We start from the raw sequence: 16,962 nt of genomic DNA on the forward strand, positions 1-16,962 counted from the left end.
AAATCCAGATGAATTAATCTGGATTTGTTGCTTTTAACTCTTTCGTGATTTTTAAAATCTTTTCCGCAAGATTGCTCATCCAGATTAATTGTTCTATAACCATTTGTGCTTCCTGCATTTTGGCTTGACGTGTTTCTTTGTCGAGTTCGTCATCTTCGGCCAGTCGTGTAAAGTTTTTGCGTTTAAGTTCTTCAAATTGAAGCGTCACATCTTCTTTGTCAAAAAAGGTATCATTAATGATAGTCTCATTTTTTAAAATAGAGATAGAATGATCCAAATTTGATAAAATCGTTTTGATGATATAATTAAAAGAATCTGATGCTGATGTGGTTTGATGTGACTGAATATAGGTTGATAATGAAGCTAATGCTGATAAAATCGAATGATTCAATACCACTAATTTATTGACCAAAGGCAATGTTTTTTGTTTCGATTTTGGCTCCTGCATCATTCGCTGAAAAGAGGTCATCAAATTGCCAATCTCGACAAAAGCATGTTTTCTGGCTAAGCGGTATGAAGTTGGAATTTCTCCTTTTTTATTATAAAAATCGGCGATTTCTTTTAGATAATTTCGGTTGGCCCGAATCGAATTCTCAATATGAATTGGCGTGTTAATAAACTCCCAAGCCGGCCATAAAAACTGATTCGCAATAAAAGCTAAAATTGCTCCTGCTAGTGAATCTAGAATCCTGAACTGAATTACTTCGACAACATTTGGCGTTAATATTCCGTAAATAAAAACCACATACATTGTTACAAAAGTCGCACTGATTTTGTAATTGATTTGTGTAAATGAAATTCCTAAAAGCATGCATACAATTGAAAATATGCTTAACGCAATGTGATTTTGAATGACAGATACGATTCCGAAAGCAAATAATCCTCCTAAAATAGTTCCGAAAATCCTATTATAAGAGCGTTCTTTCGTCAGTCCGTAACCAGGACGCATGATCACGACAATGGTCAGTAAAATCCAATAGACATTTTGAAACGGAAGAATTTTTCCAATCAAAAAGCCAATCAGAATCGTAATGGTCAATCGTAAGGAATGCCTGAAAATAGAAGAAGAAAAACTTAAATTTTCAGTCAAAGTTCGTAACGGGTAATACTGCGGTGTCAGGAATTTTTCAAGTTCCTTATCTTTATCTTTTAGTTTGTAAGACTGCATGGCAAGTGAGAAAGCACGCTGAATGATTTTGATTTTTCCAACTTGATTTCTTGCATATTTCAGCATATTGGTCAGCATTAAAACGCCTTCTGAAGCTTCTTCTTTGCCTAAGCTTTTTTCATAATCAAAAATGGCAAATTCAAGCGCATCCAATTCGTTTTTCAAATCATTTTTATCAACGTAGACCGCAATATGATGCACATTCTTAGATAGCTTTTTTAAAGTCGAAGCCAATTTGTAAGCTACATTTTGATAGGTTCTAAGTACTTCTGGATGTTTGGCAAATTTTTCATGAAGTTTGCTGTGGTCAAATGAAGTATATAAGGCAAGTTCCTGAATTTCCACCAGAGTAATAAAAACTAATAGCATCTTTCGGTTTTGAGCCGTTGTACCAGATGCATTTTGATTGCCAATAAGCATTTTTCGTAAATCTTCATGAATCAAATTTAGTTCAACTTGAACAGCTAATTGTTTTTCAATAATAACATCTCGATTCGCTTCTGGATTCCATAAATCACCTCTTAATTTTAGGTATTTAGCGGTAAGTTTTATTCCTTCTGCAATTTCTAGTTCCACATATTTATAAGGTTGTATGAAATGGAAAACAAGTGAAACAATTAGGTATAAAATTCCTCCAATAAAAATAAATCCGGCATATTGAAAAGCTTCCCAGCCCTCATGTAAATGCCCAAATGATAAAGAAATTGATAGCAAGGCAGAAAAAGAAACTAATGTGGCGCGCTGTCCGTAAACGGAAATCATAGAGCATAAAAACAGCAGAAATCCTAAGAAAGGATAAAATAAAAAAGGATATGGATAGGTAAAATTGACAAGTAAATTAACTCCGGATACAATAAAAGAAGCTACAATAAGTCCTTTTATCTTATGGATTAAGGAACTCGGAATATCACTGGGATAAGTATAAAAAGCTCCAAGCGCAATGGTGAATCCGATTTCAAAATGCCCTAAGAAGTTAAAAATCAGCACAGGAATAACTGAAGCAATGGTTACTTTTGAGGCGTTTAAAAAAGAAGTGCTGTTCGTGAATTTTGAAATACGTTCAAACATATGTTGAGGTTTACTAACAAAGGTAAGAATTGTACGAATTAATTTGGCATAATTATAGATGAGATTTTAACATATTGTCAAAAAATAAGATATAATATGTTGTTTAGAATTATTCGTAGACTATTTTTTACTATTTTTGCCAGCTGAATTATAGGAAACTAAAATTCAGTTTTTACAGTAGATAATACAATAAATTAATACAAATGATTTTACCAATTGTAGGATATGGTGATCCTGTTTTAAGAAAAGTAGGAGTTGATGTTACACCAGAATATCCAAACCTAAAAGAAACAATAGCAAACATGTATGAAACCATGTATAATGCATACGGTGTTGGGCTTGCAGCCCCGCAGGTAGGTTTGGCAATTCGTTTGTTTGTTATTGATACAACTCCTTTTAGTGAAGATGATGATTTGGAATCTAGTGAGGCTAAAGAATTAAAAGGATTTAAAAAGACTTTTATCAATGCTAAGATCGTTAAAGAAGAAGGAGAAGAGTGGAGCTTTAATGAAGGCTGTTTAAGTATTCCTGATGTTCGCGAAGATGTTTACAGAAAACCAACCGTGACGATTGAATATTGTGAAGAAGATTTTGTTATGAAGACAGAAGTTTTTGACGGATTGATTGCACGAGTTATTCAGCATGAATATGATCATATCGAAGGGGTTTTATTTACCGATAAAATATCTTCATTGAAAAAGCGTTTGATTCAAAAGAAATTAAAAAATATTACAGAAGGCAAGACTTTTCAGGAATACAGAATGAAGTTTGCTGCCGCTAAAAAAGGAAGATAATTGTTCTAAAAACCGAACAAAAAAATACAATAAAAATTCTTAATACTAAATATTAATACAACATGAATTTAGACAAAATTTTAGCCATTTCAGGGAAACCAGGTTTATATGTACTAAAAGTGCAAACTCGTACAGGTTTTGTGGCAGAATCATTAACAGATGGTAAAAAAATAACAGTAAACTTGAAAAGTAATGTAAGTTTATTGTCTGAAATTTCAATTTACACATACGAAGGCGAGAAACCATTAACTGAAGTAATGCAAAAAATTGCGACTAAAGAAAACAAAGGTCAAGCAATTTCACATAAAGAAGACAATGCAACTTTAGGAGCTTATTTCAAAGAAATTTTACCTGATTATGATGAAGAAAGAGTTTATCCATCTGATATTAAAAAAGTATTAAATTGGTACAATACGCTTCAAGCAAAAGGATTAGTAACTGATTTAGCTCCTGCAGCAGTAGAGGCAGTAGAAGAAGCTCCAGTTGCTGAAGAAAAACCAAAGAAAGCGCCAGCAGCAAAAAAAGCAAAAGCCAAAAAAGAAGAATAATAGTTCGTTCTTTTAAATATATTAATCCTGTTGAGATGTTTTCTTGACAGGATTTTTTACTTTTACACTATTCGATTACAATTCAAAAAATATCAAAATGAGCAAAGAACTTCAACTTAAAGCCTTCGAAAGATTACTAATAATTATGGACGAACTTCGTGAGCAATGCCCTTGGGATAAAAAACAGACATTGCAGACTTTGCGCCATTTGACAATCGAAGAAACTTATGAACTTGGAGATGCTATTTTAGATAATGATTTGAACGAAGTTAAAAAAGAACTTGGCGATTTGCTGCTCCATATTGTTTTTTATGCCAAAATAGGCTCAGAAACCAATGATTTTGATATTGCTGATGTGTGCAATGAAATCTGCGAGAAATTGATTCATCGCCATCCACATATTTACAGTGATACAGTTGTAAAAGATGAGGAAGAGGTAAAACAAAATTGGGAAAAGCTTAAACTAAAAGAAGGAAAAAAATCAGTTTTAGAAGGAGTGCCGAGAAGTCTTCCGGCATTAGTAAAAGCGAGCCGAATTCAGGATAAAGTTAAAGGCGTTGGTTTTGATTGGGAAGAACCGCATCAAGTTTGGGATAAAGTGCAGGAAGAATTAGAAGAACTGCAGGTTGAAGTAAAATCAGGTAATCAAGATAAAATTGAAGCTGAATTTGGCGATGTTTTATTCTCGATGATCAACTATGCTCGATTTTTAAACATAAATCCTGAAGATGCATTAGAACGCACCAATAAAAAATTCATTAAACGTTTTCAATATTTGGAAGGCAAGGCCACAGAATTAGGAAAACCTCTTTCAGAAATGACTTTGGCAGAAATGGATGTTTTTTGGAACGAGGCTAAAAAGCTGTAATTATTCGGCCATTTTTTTTAACGCTCGAACATTTTTAAGCATTATTTTTTTTCCAACAAGTTCAATCAGTTCTAATTTGTTGAAATCAGACAGTAAACGAATACAGCTTTCCGTTGCGGTACCAATAATTCCTGCAAGTTCTTCTCTAGTAAGTTGAACTTTCAAAGTTTTGTCATCGTTTTCTCCAAATTCGTCATGAAGTTGCAATAAAGTTTCGGCTAAACGTTGTTTTACCGTTTTTTGTACCAATGCAATTTTATCATTTTCAGATTCTTTCAAATCTTCACAAATAGATTGCATCAAATTCAACGAAAATTGATTGTTGTTATTGAAAAAATGTAAGATTTCGGATTTTGGAATGAAACAGACTTCCATATCAGCGATTGCTTTTGCGGATAAATTAGCAGGCTCATTGCTGATCATAGAACGCTGGCCCAAAAGTTCTCCAGACTTTACCAATTTTACGATTTGGTCTTTTCCGTTTGCGCTTAATTTCGATAATTTCCCTACACCATCCTTTATACAAAATACGCCATTGGTAACTTCGCCTTCTTCAAAAATTGCTTCACCTTTTTTGATAGAATAACTCGTTTTACTATTCGCTAACTTAATAACTTCTTCTTTGTTAAGGGCTTTTAAAGAGGACAATTGGCGTACAATACATTGATCACATTTATTCATCGCAATATAATTTAATGCAAAATTAACCAATATTCGCATTAGGAAGCACTGTTTTGTCTTAAAATATGCAGAAAAATTTTACGGATGTAATTTGCCTATTTTATTTTATTAAATTAGAATTCGATTTCATTTTCATATGACAAATGTCATATTTATAGTTAATTCTTATTTGGAATATTTGTTGCATTAAAAAAGAAACAAATTATGACTGAGCAGAGCTGTTTTCATTGTGGAATTGATATTCCTAAAAATGAAGAAATCAATTTTGATGAAAAAAAGTTTTGTTGCGCTGGCTGTAAAACAGTGTATGAAATTTTTAGTCTGCATGATTTAACCTGTTATTACGATTTTGAAAAATCACCAGGGGCAACTCCACAAGACATTCAGGGCAAATATGATTTTTTAGACAATGAAGCCATCTCGTCAAAAATCGTCGATTTTCAGGAAGGAAATACTTCTATCGTTTCTTTAAACATTCCTCACATACATTGCAGTTCTTGTATTTGGATTCTAGAAAACTTAAACAGAATTCAACCTGGAATTAGTACGTCACAAGTTAATTTTCCGCAAAAAAAAGTCCGAATTACTTTCAACTCTGAACATGTTTCACTTAAATCTATTGCCTGTTTGCTGAGTTCAATTGGTTATGAGCCTTATATAAGTCTCGAAAACTATGAAACAGGAAAAAACAATGTTGATAGAAGCCTGACTTATAAGCTAGGAGTAGCTTTCTTTTGTTTTGGAAATATCATGTTGCTTTCATTTCCTGAATATTTTGAAATCAAAGAATTTTGGCTAGATAATTATAAGCCTTTCTTCAGAGTTTTGATTTTTTTATTGGCTTTGCCAAGTTTCTTATATTCTGCCAGTGGGTATTATGTTTCGGCTTATAAAAGTATAAAATCAAAAATGCTGAATATTGATATTCCGATTGCACTTGGAATTATCGTTATGTTCATCAGAAGTACTTTTGATATTGTGATGAATTACGGAGGGGGTTTTTTTGACAGCTTAACAGGTTTGGTTTTTTTCATGCTTCTCGGAAAAATGTTTCAAATCAAGACCTATAGTTTTTTAAGTTTTGAAAGAGATTTTAAATCTTATTTCCCAATTGCAGTTACAAGAATTAATTCAGATACTTCAGAAGAAAGCGTCCCTATTTATGATGTCTTAAAAGGAAATAGATTATTGATCAGAAATCAAGAATTGATTCCAGTTGACGGAATTTTGATTAGTGAAAAAGCGGATATTGATTACAGTTTTGTTACTGGAGAAGCAGTTCCGATTACGAAAAAATCTGGGGATAAAGTTTTTGCCGGAGGAAAACAAATCGGAAAAGTTATTGAGATGGAAGTTTTGCATTCCGTTTCCCAAAGTTACCTTACACAGCTTTGGAGTAATGAAATATTTCAGAAAAAAGTAGACCAAAAACACAAAACAATTACCGATAAAATCAGTCGCTATTTTACTCCTATATTATTATTAATTGCATTTACTGGATTTGGATATTGGATATTTATCGATGCTAACACAGCTTTCAATGTTTTTACAGCGGTTTTAATTGTAGCGTGCCCATGTGCGCTCGCATTAACAGCTCCGTTTACTTTTGGGAATATTCTCCGAATTATGGGAAAACAAAAAATGTATCTCAAAAATGCTTTGGTAATCGAGCAATTGGCAAAAGTGGATACTATTGTTTTTGATAAAACGGGAACAATTACAACAAACAAAAAATCAAATATTGTTTACGAAGGAATAGCAATTTCTGATGAAAATATGATTTTACTTAAAAATGTACTGCGCGCTTCAAATCATCCTCTTAGCAGAATGCTATATGATTTTTTGCCCGAAACAAAACGAATTAAAATTGATGAATTCGAAGAAATTACTGGAAAAGGGTTATTAGCAACTGCTGAAAATAAAACCATAAAAATAGGTTCAGCAAAATTTGTTGAAAGTAAGGATTTAGATGATTCGGAAATTGAAAAAACCGCTCTTCATATAAAAATAGGCGATAGATATTTTGGTCAATTTAATTTCCAAAATCAGTATAGAGATGGTCTTGCAACGTTATTTTCTACTTTAAGTCAAAATTACAAGTTAAAAGTGCTTTCGGGAGACAATGATGGAGAAAGAGTGAATCTAGAAAATATCCTTCCAAAAGGCACAGAACTTATTTTTAATCAAAAGCCAGAACAAAAACTAGAATTCATTAAAAAATTGCAGGACGAAGGACAAAATGTTATGATGGTTGGTGATGGCTTGAATGATGCCGGTGCATTGGCACAAAGCAATGTTGGAATATCAATTTCGGAGAATGTCAATGTTTTTTCTCCCGCCTGCGATGCAATTTTAGATGCAAATGAGTTTTCAAGATTGAATTATTTTTTAAAATTATCCCATAAATCGATTCTGATTATTAAAATGAGTTTCGTTTTATCACTGCTGTACAATATCGTAGGACTTGCCTTTGCAATCACAGGAAATCTGTTGCCATTAGTGGCGGCAATCATCATGCCGTTGAGCACTATTACGATAGTAAGTTTTGTGACTTTGATGTCTAACTATTTTAGTAAGAGTAATTTAAATTAATTATAAATAATACCGAGGAGTTTTTTTACTAAATTTAGCATAAGTCTTTTTACTATGATAATTATCATATTTTATACAATAGTAACCTACTAATTTTGTTAACATAAATTTAAGGTATGAGTGTAATTTATCTATTAATTTCAGTTAGTATTTTCGTGGCAATCGGGTTCTTTATTGCTTTTATTATCGCTGTCAAATCCGGACAATACGATGATGATTATACGCCTTCTGTCAGAATGCTTTTTGACGACGAAACCAAAATTACTCCCCAGAAAAATATTTCACCAACCGAAGAAAAACAAGTTTAATTATGGAAATGGAACAGTTTTATTACGACAACAAAATTGTAAAAAAATTCATTTACGCCACTATTCTTTTTGGGGTAGTAGGTATGTTAGTGGGACTGACCTTAGCGGTTATGTACCTTTTTCCCAACATGACAGACGGGATTTCGTGGCTAAGTTACGGCCGATTGAGACCTCTGCATACAAATGCAGTAATTTTTGCCTTTGTAGGGAATGCCTTTTTTGCGGGTTTATATTACTCGCTACAGCGTTTGCTGAAAGCCAGAATGTTCAGCGATTTTTTAAGCAATCTGCATTTCTGGGGTTGGCAATTGATTATTGTTGCCGCCGCTATTACTTTACCATTAGGTTATACTTCTTCAAAAGAATATGCAGAACTAGAATGGCCTATTGACATTGCAATTGCAGTCATCTGGGTTGTAATGGGAATCAATATGATTGGTACCATGCTTCGCAGACGAGAAAGGCATTTATATGTTGCTATTTGGTTTTATTTAGCCACATTCGTGACAGTTGCTGTTTTGCATATCTTTAATAATATTGAGTTGCCAGTTTCTGCCTTAAAAAGTTATTCGGTTTATGCTGGTGTACAAGACGCGCTTGTACAATGGTGGTATGGACATAATGCAGTTGCATTTTTCTTGACAACTCCGTTTTTAGGATTGATGTATTATTTTGTTCCTAAAATAGCCAATCGCCCAATTTATTCTTATAGACTATCAATTATACACTTTTGGTCTTTAATCTTTATTTATATCTGGGCAGGACCACACCATTTATTATATTCTGCTTTGCCAAACTGGGCTCAGAATTTAGGTGTAGTGTTTTCGGTAATGCTTATCGCTCCGTCATGGGGAGGTATGATCAACGGACTTTTAACTTTAAGAGGAGCGTGGGATAAAGTTCGTGAAGAACCAGTTTTGAAATTCTTTGTAGTAGCAATTACTGGATACGGAATGGCGACTTTTGAGGGACCAATGCTTTCTTTCAAAAATGTAAATGCTATTGCGCATTATACAGACTGGATCGTAGCACACGTACACGTTGGGGCATTAGCATGGAACGGATTTATGTCATTTGGTATTATTTATTGGCTGATTCCAAGAATGACAAAAAGCACACTGTTTTCTAAAAAATTAGCTAATTTCCATTTCTGGATTGGAACTTTAGGAATCATTTTATATGCATTGCCAATGTATGTAGCTGGTTTCCAGCAAGCATCAATGTGGAAACAATTTAATCCAGATGGAACTTTGACATACGGAAACTTCCTTGAAACTGTAACGGCAATCATGCCTTTATATTGGATGCGAGCAATTGGTGGTTCACTTTACTTAATTGGAATGATAACTTTGGTTTACAATATTATCATGACTGTTAAAGCAGGAGATACTATAGAAGATGAATTGGCTCAGGCTCCAGCATTGCAGACAATCAGCAGCAATAGACTTAGAGGTGAAAAATTCCATACTTGGTTAGAAAGAAAACCAATCCAATTGACCATTTTGGCTACCATTGCGATCTTGATTGGAGGTATAATTCAAATTGTCCCAACAATTATGGTTAAATCGAATATACCAACAATTTCAAGCGTGAAACCATATACACCACTTGAGCTTGAAGGGCGTGATTTGTATATCAGAGAAGGTTGTGTGGGATGTCACTCACAATCCGTTCGACCATTCCGAAGTGAGGTAGAACGTTATGGGCCACAGGCAAAAGCCGGAGAATTTGTATATGATCATCCGTTCCTTTGGGGATCAAAACGTACAGGTCCAGATTTACAGAGGGTAGGAGGCAAGTATAATGACAACTGGCACTTCAACCACATGTGGAATCCACAGAGCACTTCTGCTGGCTCTATTATGCCGGGATACAAATGGTTGTTTGATAATAAGCCTTTAGACATTTCATTGACTCAGAAGAAAATGCAGGCAATGGTCTCACTTGGTGTACCATATTCTGAAAGTGAAATTACAAATGCTCAAAAAACATTGAGAGATCAAGCTGTTAAAATTGAAAAGAGCTTAGAAAATGATCCTGATTTCGTAAAAAGTTATGCTGATAGTAAAAAGAAAGCTGCTGCAAAAGGCGAAAAATTTGTTCCAATGAACGAAAGAGAAATTGTTGCTTTGATTGCTTACATTCAAAGGCTTGGTACTGATATTAAAGTAAAAGAAACTTCAAAATAACAGCATTATGTTTGAACAAATAAAACACAATATGGAGACGATATCGGGTGTAGAACTTTACCCGATTCTCTCTCTCTTGATTTTCTTTTTGTTTTTCGTTGGATTAGCCTTTTGGGTGTTTTCATATAAAAAAGACAAGATTAGAGAAATGAGTGAAATTCCTCTAAATGAGGACTTGGTATAATTTCAAAAGATAAATAAAATGAAAAAATTTTTCCCAGTATATGTAAGAGTACCGCTTATTTTCTTCATCGGTTTTGCGTTGATGGAATATTTTATTGATTCAGGTGATAAACCGGCATTTATAAAATATCCAATGGTTTCTGTCTTTTTATTTGTATTTCTATTTGTATTGATTGCAATTGAAATTACACTTAATGCAGTGAACAGAGTGATGTACCAACTAATGTCGCCTGAAGAAAAAGCCAAATTGGATTATGAAAATAGTTTAAGTTTAACAGAAAGCACTTGGTTTAAAGAGCTGATGCACAAGCTCACAAAAACTGAACCAATTGAAAAAGAAGGCGAGTTGCTGATGGATCATGATTATGATGGAATCAAAGAACTCGATAATAATCTACCGCCTTGGTGGGTGTATTTGTTCTATATCTGTATCATTTTTAGTGCTGTATATCTTGTTCATTATCAAATTTTAGGAGGAGATGATCAAGAAATGGAGCTTAAGAAAGAAATGGCTCAGGCTAAGATTGATGTAGAAGAATACCTGAAAACTGCTCCAGATTTAATGGATGAGAAAACTGTGGTGTTGCTTACTGATGAACCAAGTTTGGCCGCAGGAAAAGAAATCTTTATGGCAAATTGTGCGGCTTGCCACAGAGCAGATGGAGGAGGACAGATTGGTCCAAATTTGACAGATGATCACTGGATTTTAGGAGGTGGCATTAAAAATGTTTTCCATACGATTACAAATGGAGGTCGTGACGGAAAAGGAATGGTTTCATGGAAAACAAATGGTATGAAACCAAAAGATATTCAGAAAGTTGCAAGTTATATTTTGTCTTTGCAAGGAAGCAACCCTAAAGATCCAAAAGAAGCGGAAGGTGACATTTGGGTAGATGAAAATGCTCCAAAAAAAGAAGCAACAGCAACTAATACAAAAGATAGTACAGAAGTTAAAAAATAGAAAATCATGTCAAATTTACCAGACGAAGCTTTTAGAGATACCATTGGAACAATTGATGAAGGCGGTAATCGAAAATTTATTTTTCCTAAAAAACCGTCTGGTAAATTCTATGATTATAGAAAGATTGTCAGCTATGTTTTATTAGCTATTCTCGTTGCAAATCCATTTATAAAAATCAATGGTAATCAATTTATGATGTTCAATGTTATCGAACGTCGTTTTAATATTTTTGGTTTTCCATTTTGGCCACAGGATTTCTATCTTTTCGTAATCTCAATGCTTGTTGGGGTAGTTTTCGTTATTCTTTTTACGGTTGTTTTTGGAAGGATTTTTTGTGGATGGATTTGTCCGCAAACGATTTTTTTAGAGATGGTCTTTCGTCGAATCGAATATTGGATTGACGGAGATAGAGGTTCTCAATCACGTTTAGCCCGACAAGAATGGAATGGCGAAAAAATTAGAAAAAGGCTCCTAAAATGGACTGTTTTCTTTTTGATTTCTTTTGGTATTGCAAATATATTTTTAGCATATTTAGTAGGCAGTGATCAATTGTTTTTAATGATTGAGCAAGGTCCGGTAAAGCAAGCAAGCAATTTCATTGCACTGCTTATTTTTACAGGTGTTTTCTACTTTGTTTTTGTTTGGTTTCGTGAGCAGGTTTGTATAATTGCTTGTCCATATGGACGACTCCAAGGTGTTCTTTTAGACAATAAATCTATTAACGTTGCTTATGATTTTGTTCGAGGCGAAAAAGAAAACGGACGTGGAAAGTTCAATAAAAAGGAAGATCGAGCTTTAACTGGAAAAGGAGATTGCATCGATTGCCTTCAATGTGTCCATGTATGCCCAATGGGAATTGACATCAGAAACGGGACGCAATTAGAGTGTACAAACTGTACCGCTTGTATAGACGAATGTGATCATATAATGGAGAGCGTAGGTTTGCCAAAAGGCCTTATTCGTTACGCCTCAGAAGATGAAATTGCTAAAAAAGAACCTTTTAAATTCACAAATAGAATGAAAGGTTATACAGCCGTTTTGTTTATTTTGTTAAGTGTTTTTGTTGGAATGTTATTTTTAAGAACTAATGTTGAAGCTATAATTTTGCGTTTGCCAGGACAATTATTCCAGCATAAAGGCGATAAAATTAGCAATGTTTATACCTATAAAATAGTTAATAAAACAATGAAAGATTACAGTGATATTCATTTTGAGCTAATTGATCAAAAAGGTGAAATTAAAAATGTGGGGAATAAAAATTTCAAAATTAAAAGAGAAGAAACCGCACAAGGAACATTGTTTATAGAAATTAACGAAGCAATCTTGGAAAGTGATAAAACGACGATCAAAATTGGTGTTTATAATGGCAAAGAATTGCTTGAAACTACAAAAACGAACTTTTTAGGTCCAAGAAGTTTTAATTAAAATTAGTATATCATGAAAATAAATTGGGGAACCGGAATTGTTATAGCTTTTGCTCTTTTTATGAGTTTTATATTGTACTTCGTTTTTGAAGTTCAGTCTAATGCTAAGTATGACAATGATTTAGTTGTTGAAGAATATTATAAACACGATTCACATTTTCAAGAAGAAATGGCGCGTGTTCAAAATGCACATGATTTACAGCAAAAGCCTTCAATTACTTTTGGTGAGGCTGGTGTGAAAGTGGCATTTCCTGCAACTTTTGAAAGTGATAAAATAACAGGGAATGTTTTATTATATCGACCTTCAAATAAGAAATTTGATTTTAATACTAAGATAGCTTTGACAAATTCAGCTTTAGTAATTCCAAAAGATAAATTGGTTAAAGGTCGTTGGGATGTCAATATGGAATGGCAATACAATGGAACAAAATACTTGACAAAAGAAGTGATCTATGTGAACTAATTTTGGTAAGTCAAAAGTGAAACTTATAATTTATATTTAAATATCAATGTTGTATTCTGCATTCATATTAGGTCTTATCAGCAGTCTTCATTGCGTGGGGATGTGCGGGCCAATTGCGGTGATGCTCCCTGTTGATCATCAGAATGAGGCAAAAAAAGCAACACAAATCATCACTTATCATTTAGGGCGTTTGACTGCTTATGCAACAATAGGCTTGATTTTCGGTTTATTAGGGCGTGGCTTTTTTATGGCAGGAATTCAGCAGAAAATATCAATCTTTATTGGTATTGCAATGATTGCTATCGTTTTAATTCCTGAAAAAAACTTTGCCAAATACAACTTCTCAAAACCTGTTTACAAAGTAATCTCAAAAATTAAATCAAGTTTAGGAAGTCAATTTAAAAAGAAAACTTACAAATCACTTTTTATAATCGGATTATTGAATGGTTGTCTTCCTTGCGGAATGGTATATGTAGCTTTATTTGGTGCAATTGCGATGCAAAGTGCTAGTTTAGGTGTCCTCTACATGTTGCTTTATGGATTAGGAACTATTCCTTTAATGACTATTGTGGTCTATATGCATTCATTATTAAAATTGCCTTTCCGAAATAAAATTCAGAAGGCAATTCCTTATGTAGCAGTATTTATCGGTGTTCTATTTATTTTGAGAGGTTTGGGATTAGGGATTCCTTATCTATCTCCTTCAAACATGAGTTTGTTTGTTCAACAAACTCCCAATTGCCACTAAACTTTCATTAAATTGTCATTGAAAACAAATTTGTTTCAGGTGATTTTCTTTTTAAATGCAAATCAAACGCCATACAGATGTTGCGAACAAAAGGCCTTCCGGCTTCTGTAATTTTAATTCTGTTTTCTTCGATTTTAATCAACTCGTCATTTTCAATTTCTTTTAAAGCCAATAAAACTTCTGGCAATTCTTTGAAATATAAATCTTTGTCCCAGGAAGTTTCAAGTTCGCAGGTTAGGTTTAAAATATGTTTTCTAATAATCAAGTCTTCATTATTTAAAATGTGGCCTTTGACAACAGGGAGTTGATTAGATTTCAAAATTTTATAATACTCTTCTAGAGCTTTAGTATTTTGGGCAAAACTATACCAGCTGTCACTTATTGAAGAAACGCCCAAGCCAATCATAAGCTGTGTTTTTGATGCACTATAGCCCATGAAATTTCGATGCATTTTTTTATTAATTGCAGATTTGAATAAACTGTCTGAAGGTAATGCAAAATGGTCCATTCCAACTTCATGATAACCATTTGCAGCGAGCAGTTTTTTTCCTGTTTCATATAGCATTCTTTTTTCAGAATCTTTTGGCAGGTTTTCTTCGTTAAAGCCACGCTGGCCGTTTCCTTTTATCCAAGGCACGTGGGCATAGCTGTAAAATGCTAATCGATCAGGTTTCAATGAATTTGTTTTTTCAATTGTATCTACAATATTTTCTAAAGTTTGGAACGGAAGCCCAAAAATAATATCATGCCCAATTGAGGTGTAGCCTATTTCTTTTGCCCAAAAAGTTACCTTGGCAACATTATGAAATGGCTGAATGCGATGGATGGCTTTTTGAACTTTTTCGGCATAATCCTGCACGCCAAAACTTACACGGCGAAAGCCTAGATCATATAATTTTTTAAGTTGTTCGTAAGTAGTATTATTTGGATGTCCTTCAAAACTGAATTCATAATTTTCAGCTTTATCTGCTAGCTTAAAAATTCCATTTATAAGATTTTCTAAATTTGAAACCGAAAAAAAAGTTGGTGTTCCGCCGCCTAAATGAATTTCTTTGATAAGTGGTTTTGCCGGAAGCAATTCACAGTATAGGCTCCATTCTTTTAAAACGGCATTTATATAAACATCTTCGACAGAATGATTTTTTGTAATTCGTTTGTTGCAGCCACAAAATGTGCACATGCTTTCGCAAAAAGGCAAATGAATATACAAACTGATTCCGTTTTCCGTATTGCTTTCTAAAAATGATTTTTGAAAAGATGTTATCCATTTTTCTAAAGTAAAATCGATTTCATTCCAATACGGAACGGTTGGATAACTTGTATATCTTGGACCTGGGACGTTGTATTTCTGAGTCAGTGAAATTTTCATAAATAAAACATTTAGAGATCATCAAAATTACAATGACAGTTTAAAAATTAAAATGATAAATATCATACTGCATAAAAAAAGAGACTCAATAGTTGAGCCTCTTTTCTGAATTAAATAACTAACGTGAAATAGAATCTTCGATGATTTTAAGCCATTTTTTTGCAAAAACATGATCTTGATTTGCACTGATCTGTTTTATTCGATCATCATCAAAATCATAGAAAGGTATAGTGATTTTTTTTAAGGTTTCTTTTTCTTGGAACTCAAAATCAATTTTTAGAATTGTATCAGAATTTCCATCTCTAGTCAAAACTAATTTGCAAGAAGAAACATTTTTTAAATCTATAAAAGTTGACTCTTGCTGATTTGGATTGAAATTCATTAAAATGAATTTTCGGTTTTTTTGATCTAATGTAAGTGTTTTGTTGTTTTGAGATTCGGTCAGATCAAAATCTTCAGGATGTACTGAATTGAATTTCTTTTTGATATTTAAAATTTTCGATTTGTTTGCAGCGCTCGATCGTGCTGAAAAATAGATTGGAATTGCGACTATAATTGCAATCACAACACCAATAATGGTTACACTTGTTTCCATTTTTGATTTTTTTAATTGATTAAATAATATGAAATTACAAACTGTTTTCAGTAAGAAAACGGTTTAAGAATGATAAAAGAAGTGTTCTTTCGAATTAATTTCAGGGATTTATTTACCAAAAAAAATGGAAAGCGTAGAGCATCAAAGAGATTTTCTTGCTTTGAGTCGAAAATTGACGGGTAAAATTGAAAGTTGATTTAACAGCTTCATGTTGCGGTACAATTGATAACAAAGAATCAAACCATTTTATGGCGACTGGATACTCTGTTTTAATGCTGGCAGCAAACTGATAACTTGCTTGTGGCTGGATAAATGCAGATGAATCTGGAATATCTTTTGTGAAATTGGTGTCTGTTTTTTCAATTTCGATTTTTTGCATAGGAATTTCGTTTGCTTGAGCAGCAAAAAATCCAATAATCAAAAGTGAAATAAATAATACAGTTCTACGAATCCAATTCATGGTGGCGAATTTAGTTCATAAAACACAATAAAAGAAATTTTGAAGTGCTAATTACTTCTTAAAAATGCTTTTTTTATAGTATCCTCAGCTTATTTGGCTGAGGATGTAATTATTTTATTGTTGCATTTTAAAGTAATAATCGGCAGAATGCTTTCCCCCGCCATAAAATAGAAAGAAAATGCAAAGCAGTAATACTGTTATTGCAAGAAACAAGCTTTCAGAGTGCATTCGTCCCATGAAATTAATTAAAACAGCACCAAAAAGAATTGGCAGCTGTGCGGCAATTGCCCAGCGAGTGAGCAGACCAAAAACGATCATTATTCCTCCTATCATATGCGCGGGCGCAATATAATGTAATAGGAACATTCCGCCTCCAAACTGATCGATTGGAGAAATTAAATCATGCAGATATTGAACGTTAGTTACAAATGAAACTCCTTTCATAAATAAAAAAACACCCAATACGATACGTACTAAATCTACTGGTAAATAAGTGTGCGAATTAGCCCATTTATTCAAGCTTTTTACATTTTCCATGACATT

General features: G+C 33.3%; 16 protein-coding genes. 10 read left to right on the top strand and 6 right to left on the bottom strand.

Going from position 1 to position 16,962, the window contains the following annotated elements; genetic code table 11:
* Positions 1 to 13 precede the first annotated feature (13 nt).
* Positions 14 to 2,236, bottom strand: coding sequence for an FUSC family protein (locus H600_RS0113470; RefSeq protein WP_026729275.1), 2,223 nt, complete (start codon positions 2,234 to 2,236; stop codon positions 14 to 16).
* Positions 2,237 to 2,439: 203 nt separating this feature from the next.
* On the opposite strand from H600_RS0113470, the gene def reads away from it, so the two are divergent.
* From def to mazG, 3 genes are all read left to right on the top strand, one after another.
* Positions 2,440 to 3,030 carry a peptide deformylase gene (def, locus tag H600_RS0113475; RefSeq protein WP_026729276.1) on the top strand — a complete coding sequence of 197 codons (591 nt, stop codon included), beginning with the start codon at positions 2,440 to 2,442 and terminating at the stop codon, positions 3,028 to 3,030.
* A gap of 62 nt (positions 3,031 to 3,092) precedes the next feature.
* On the top strand, positions 3,093 to 3,578 hold the full coding sequence (locus H600_RS0113480; protein WP_026729277.1) for a DUF5606 family protein: 486 nt from the start codon (positions 3,093 to 3,095) through the stop codon (positions 3,576 to 3,578).
* Between the two features lie 97 nt (positions 3,579 to 3,675).
* Positions 3,676 to 4,446, top strand: a complete 771-nt coding sequence (gene mazG, locus H600_RS0113485) for a nucleoside triphosphate pyrophosphohydrolase (protein WP_026729278.1) — start codon at positions 3,676 to 3,678, stop codon at positions 4,444 to 4,446.
* On the opposite strand, the gene H600_RS0113490 is transcribed toward mazG, so the two are convergent.
* Positions 4,447 to 5,127: a Crp/Fnr family transcriptional regulator gene (locus H600_RS0113490; protein WP_026729279.1), complete on the bottom strand. Its 681-nt coding sequence runs from the start codon at positions 5,125 to 5,127 to the stop codon at positions 4,447 to 4,449.
* Positions 5,128 to 5,331: 204 nt separating this feature from the next.
* Between H600_RS0113490 and H600_RS0113495 the strand changes: the two genes are divergently transcribed.
* The 7 genes from H600_RS0113495 (at position 5,332) to H600_RS0113530 (ending at position 13,995) form a co-directional block, all read left to right on the top strand.
* Complete coding sequence (locus H600_RS0113495; RefSeq protein ID WP_026729280.1) at positions 5,332 to 7,719, top strand: heavy metal translocating P-type ATPase; 2,388 nt, start codon at positions 5,332 to 5,334, stop codon at positions 7,717 to 7,719.
* A 116-nt stretch (positions 7,720 to 7,835) separates the two neighbouring features.
* Positions 7,836 to 8,027 (top strand): cbb3-type cytochrome oxidase assembly protein CcoS, encoded by a 192-nt coding sequence (ccoS, locus tag H600_RS0113500; protein WP_026729281.1) that lies wholly within the window; start codon positions 7,836 to 7,838, stop codon positions 8,025 to 8,027.
* 2 nt (positions 8,028 to 8,029) lie between these two features.
* On the top strand, positions 8,030 to 10,216 hold the full coding sequence (ccoN, locus tag H600_RS0113505) for a cytochrome-c oxidase, cbb3-type subunit I (RefSeq protein WP_026729282.1): 2,187 nt from the start codon (positions 8,030 to 8,032) through the stop codon (positions 10,214 to 10,216).
* Between the two features lie 202 nt (positions 10,217 to 10,418).
* Positions 10,419 to 11,360 (top strand): cbb3-type cytochrome c oxidase N-terminal domain-containing protein, encoded by a 942-nt coding sequence (locus tag H600_RS0113515; protein ID WP_026729284.1) that lies wholly within the window; start codon positions 10,419 to 10,421, stop codon positions 11,358 to 11,360.
* A 6-nt stretch (positions 11,361 to 11,366) separates the two neighbouring features.
* Entirely contained in the window at positions 11,367 to 12,785 is a 1,419-nt protein-coding gene (ccoG, locus tag H600_RS0113520; protein WP_026729285.1) for a cytochrome c oxidase accessory protein CcoG, read from the top strand.
* Positions 12,786 to 12,797: 12 nt separating this feature from the next.
* Positions 12,798 to 13,247 (top strand): FixH family protein, encoded by a 450-nt coding sequence (locus H600_RS0113525; RefSeq protein ID WP_026729286.1) that lies wholly within the window; start codon positions 12,798 to 12,800, stop codon positions 13,245 to 13,247.
* Positions 13,248 to 13,293: 46 nt separating this feature from the next.
* Positions 13,294 to 13,995, top strand: coding sequence for a sulfite exporter TauE/SafE family protein (locus H600_RS0113530; protein ID WP_026729287.1), 702 nt, complete (start codon positions 13,294 to 13,296; stop codon positions 13,993 to 13,995).
* Positions 13,996 to 14,002: 7 nt separating this feature from the next.
* Here the strand turns inward: H600_RS0113530 and hemN are convergent, their stop codons facing one another.
* The 4 genes from hemN to H600_RS0113550 all read right to left on the bottom strand — a co-directional run bounded on the left by hemN (position 14,003) and on the right by H600_RS0113550 (position 16,956).
* A complete protein-coding gene (gene hemN, locus H600_RS0113535) occupies positions 14,003 to 15,364 on the bottom strand; it encodes an oxygen-independent coproporphyrinogen III oxidase (protein WP_026729288.1) in 1,362 nt (453 codons plus the stop codon).
* Positions 15,365 to 15,482: 118 nt separating this feature from the next.
* Positions 15,483 to 15,959: a hypothetical protein gene (locus H600_RS0113540; RefSeq protein ID WP_026729289.1), complete on the bottom strand. Its 477-nt coding sequence runs from the start codon at positions 15,957 to 15,959 to the stop codon at positions 15,483 to 15,485.
* Positions 15,960 to 16,071: 112 nt separating this feature from the next.
* A complete protein-coding gene (locus tag H600_RS0113545) occupies positions 16,072 to 16,419 on the bottom strand; it encodes a hypothetical protein (RefSeq protein WP_026729290.1) in 348 nt (115 codons plus the stop codon).
* A 114-nt stretch (positions 16,420 to 16,533) separates the two neighbouring features.
* On the bottom strand, positions 16,534 to 16,956 hold the full coding sequence (locus tag H600_RS0113550) for a DoxX family protein (protein ID WP_026729291.1): 423 nt from the start codon (positions 16,954 to 16,956) through the stop codon (positions 16,534 to 16,536).
* Positions 16,957 to 16,962 lie beyond the last annotated feature (6 nt).

The sequence above is a fragment of the Flavobacterium denitrificans DSM 15936 genome (assembly GCF_000425445.1).
Lineage (GTDB): Bacteria > Bacteroidota > Bacteroidia > Flavobacteriales > Flavobacteriaceae > Flavobacterium > Flavobacterium denitrificans.

Coding starts and splice junctions, on each gene's coding strand:
- H600_RS0113540 (WP_026729289.1), bottom strand. CDS start 15,959: ATGGAAACAAGTGTAACCATTATTGGTGTTGTGATTGCAATTATAGTC.
- ccoN (WP_026729282.1), top strand. CDS start 8,030: ATGGAAATGGAACAGTTTTATTACGACAACAAAATTGTAAAAAAATTC.
- H600_RS0113515 (WP_026729284.1), top strand. CDS start 10,419: ATGAAAAAATTTTTCCCAGTATATGTAAGAGTACCGCTTATTTTCTTC.
- H600_RS0113495 (WP_026729280.1), top strand. CDS start 5,332: ATGACTGAGCAGAGCTGTTTTCATTGTGGAATTGATATTCCTAAAAAT.
- H600_RS0113490 (WP_026729279.1), bottom strand. CDS start 5,127: ATGAATAAATGTGATCAATGTATTGTACGCCAATTGTCCTCTTTAAAA.
- ccoS (WP_026729281.1), top strand. CDS start 7,836: ATGAGTGTAATTTATCTATTAATTTCAGTTAGTATTTTCGTGGCAATC.
- H600_RS0113525 (WP_026729286.1), top strand. CDS start 12,798: ATGAAAATAAATTGGGGAACCGGAATTGTTATAGCTTTTGCTCTTTTT.
- H600_RS0113545 (WP_026729290.1), bottom strand. CDS start 16,419: ATGAATTGGATTCGTAGAACTGTATTATTTATTTCACTTTTGATTATT.
- H600_RS0113470 (WP_026729275.1), bottom strand. CDS start 2,236: ATGTTTGAACGTATTTCAAAATTCACGAACAGCACTTCTTTTTTAAAC.
- H600_RS0113480 (WP_026729277.1), top strand. CDS start 3,093: ATGAATTTAGACAAAATTTTAGCCATTTCAGGGAAACCAGGTTTATAT.
- H600_RS0113530 (WP_026729287.1), top strand. CDS start 13,294: ATGTTGTATTCTGCATTCATATTAGGTCTTATCAGCAGTCTTCATTGC.
- H600_RS0113550 (WP_026729291.1), bottom strand. CDS start 16,956: ATGGAAAATGTAAAAAGCTTGAATAAATGGGCTAATTCGCACACTTAT.
- hemN (WP_026729288.1), bottom strand. CDS start 15,364: ATGAAAATTTCACTGACTCAGAAATACAACGTCCCAGGTCCAAGATAT.
- ccoG (WP_026729285.1), top strand. CDS start 11,367: ATGTCAAATTTACCAGACGAAGCTTTTAGAGATACCATTGGAACAATT.
- def (WP_026729276.1), top strand. CDS start 2,440: ATGATTTTACCAATTGTAGGATATGGTGATCCTGTTTTAAGAAAAGTA.
- mazG (WP_026729278.1), top strand. CDS start 3,676: ATGAGCAAAGAACTTCAACTTAAAGCCTTCGAAAGATTACTAATAATT.